The 3123-nt window shown below is 73.5% G+C and carries 1 protein-coding gene; it reads left to right on the top strand.

Annotated elements, in window-relative coordinates:
• Positions 1 to 3123: acyltransferase domain-containing protein (locus tag BFF76_RS23150; protein ID WP_141695649.1), on the top strand; the 3123-nt coding region annotated here is incomplete at both ends.

Genomic DNA, 3123 nt, shown 5'->3' with positions numbered 1-3123 from the left:
CAAGATGGTGCTCGCCCTGCGGCACGGCACCGTGCCCCGGACCCTGCACGCCGAGCGGCCCAGCGAGCACGTCGACTGGACGGCGGGCTCCGTCGAGTTGGTGACCGACGCCGTCGCCTGGCCCGAGACGGGCAGGCCGCGGCGTGGAGCGGTGTCCTCGTTCGGTATCAGCGGAACCAATGCCCACGTCATCCTCGAGCAGGCCCCCGAGGCCGAGCCGGAGCGGAGCGCGGAGCGGCCCGAGCCGGTGCTGACCGCCGCCGAAGGTGCCGTACTGCCGTGGCTCGTCTCGGCCAAGTCCGCCGCCGCGCTGCGCGGCCAGGCCGAGCAACTGCGTGCCTTCGCAGCCGCAGGGGCCGCTCCCGCGGCGACAGCCGCCGCGCTCATCGGCGGCCGTACCGCCTTCGACGAGCGCGCGGTTGTTCTCGCCGCTGACCCCGTGGGCTTCGCCGAAGGACTCGCGGGCCTGGCCCGCCAGGACGCCGAGGTCCCCGGGCTCATCTCCGGGACCGTGCGCCCCGGCGCGAACGTGGCCTTCGTCTTCCCCGGACAGGGCGCCCAGTGGACGGGCATGGCGCTCGGCCTTATGGAGTCATCGCCGGTGTTCGCCGGGGCCCTGCGTGAATGCGCCGACGTGCTCGCGCCGCACGCGGACTGGAACCTGCTGGAGGTCCTCGGCGACAAGCAGGCCCTGGAGCGCGTCGACGTGGTGCAGCCCGCCCTGTGGGCCGTCATGGTCTCCCTCGCGAAGGTCTGGCAGCACTGCGGCATCACGCCCTCCGTGGTCGTCGGCCACTCCCAGGGAGAGATCGCCGCGGCCTGCGTGGCCGGTGCCCTGTCGTTGGCCGACGGCGCCCGTCTCGTGGCCTTGCGCAGCCGCGTCATCGCCGAGGAGCTCGCCGGGCGCGGCGGCATGGCGTCGCTGACCGTGCCCTCCGACGAGGCCCAGGCACTCATCGACCGGTACACGAACCCCGACGGGGCCACCGAACCCGCCACCGGCGTGGTCGTCGCCGCCGTCAACGGACCCGGCGCCGTCGTGGTCGCCGGCGACGAGGGACCGCTGCAGCAGCTCCTGGACGGCTGCGAGGCCGACGGGATCCGCGCCCGCCGCATCCCCGTGACCTACCCCTCGCACGCTCCCCAGGTCGAGCTCATCAAGGACCGCCTCATCAAGGAGCTCGGTCACATCAGCCCGGCGCGGCCCCAGGTGACCTGGCGCTCCACCGTGACCGGTGAGGACGTGCGGGACCGGGAGGCCGACGCGGACTACTGGTACCGGAACCTCCGCCGGCCGGTGCGCTTCGCGGAGGTGGTCGCCGACCTCATGGAAAGCGGCATCGACACCTTCGTGGAGATCAGCCCGCACCCGGTCACCACCGCGGCCCTGGAGGACGCCGCGCTGCAGGCCGGCGGCCGCGAGGTCGTCGTCACCGGCACGCTGCGCCGCGACGAGGACGAGCGCACGGCCCTGCTGCGTAACGCCGCCGCCCTGTGGACCCGAGGTCTCGGTGTGGACTGGACCGCTCTCACCCCGGCCCCGGCCGAGCGGGCCGACACCGTCGACCTGCCGACGTACGCGTTTCAGCGGGAGCGCTACTGGCTCGACGCGCCGGCCGACTCCGGGAACCCGGGCGGTGTCGGCCAGGAGGCCACCGGCCACCCGGTGCTCGCCGCGGCCGTCGTCCCCGCCGGGACCGACAGCATCCTGTTCACCGGCAGGCTCACGACCCCGGTCGCGGCCTCGCCCACGGAGCACACCGTGCTCGACACGCCCGTACTGCCCGGGAGCGCCCTGCTCGACTGGGCGCTGTACGCCGCGGACCGTCTCGGTCTGCCCGGCGTCGCGCACCTGGAACAGCACCAAGCGCTGCTCCTGGCGCCCGACGAAGCCGTCCGCGTCCAGGTCATGGCCGCGGCGCCCGACGAATCGGGGCACCGCCGTCTCACCGTCCACACGCAGCCCGACGGCGACGCCACCGCGGAGTGGATCCTGCATGCCACCGCCGAGCTGCACCCCGGGGCCGAGGAGACCGATGAGGCGTACGCACGGCTCGCGGGCACCTGGCCGCCGGCCGACGCGACCCCGGCGGATACAGCCGGGCTCTACGGCGAACTCTTCGCCGCCGAACAACAGTTCGGAACAGCCCTTCAGGGACTGCGAGGCGCGTGGCGCACCGGGGACGACATCTACGCCGAGATCGAACTGCTCGAACAGGCCATCGAAGGGCTCACGCCGCGCGCTGCGCTCCTGGAGTCCGTCTGTCACGCCTGGCGTCTTGCCGACGAGGGCGGCCCCGGCACCGCCGGAGCCCTGCATCCCACCGTCTGGCGTGGCGTTCGGGTGCGGGCCGGCGGCCTCGACACCGCCACCGGCCGGGACGCGGTCGACGACGCCCGGATCGTGCGGGTCCTGCTGTCCCCGGCCGACGGCGGCGCCCTGCGGGTGCGTGCCACCGACGCCGACGGCATCCCGTTGCTCAGCGTGGACCAGGTCGAGCTGCGTCCGGTCACCACGGCCCTGCTCCGCTCGGCGGGTGCCGGCGCGGCGCGCTCGCTCTACGAAGTGAGCTGGGAGCGCCGCGCGTTCGACGAGCTCGCACAGACACCGCGTTCGATTCTGTGGGACGACACGCGGTCGGCGGAGGAGATCGAGGCCGCCGTCGCCGACGGCGTGCGGCTCGTCCTTCTGGACGCGGCCGCGCTCGACGCCCATGGCCGGCGGGAGAGCGACGGTGAGCACCTGCCGGAGCGGGTCCGTGAGGCAGTGACCGCCACCCTCGCGCGCGCCAAGCAGTGGCTCGCCGACGAGGCGCTCGCCGACGCAAGGCTCGCCGTGGTCACCCATGGCGCCGTCGCCGTGTCGGGCACCGCCCCGGTGGACCTCGCACAGGCCGCCGTACGCGGTTTCCTGCGTTCTGTGCAGTCCGAGCATCCTGGGCGGTTTGTGCTGGTGGATTCGGATGGTGGGGCTGTTGGTGTTCCGGTGTCTGTGCTGGCTGCGGCTGTTGCTGAGGGTGAGCCGGAGTTCGCGTTGCGTGGCGGGGATGTGTATGTGCCGAGGCTGGCTTTGGTCGGTGCGGATGCTGCTGCTGTTTCTGGTGGTGGTGGTGTGTCGTGGTC

Source organism: Streptomyces mutomycini (assembly GCF_001700505.1).
GTDB classification, from domain to species: Bacteria; Actinomycetota; Actinomycetes; order Streptomycetales; family Streptomycetaceae; genus Streptomyces; species Streptomyces mutomycini.
This window is presented reverse-complemented; position numbering and strand designations above follow the sequence as displayed.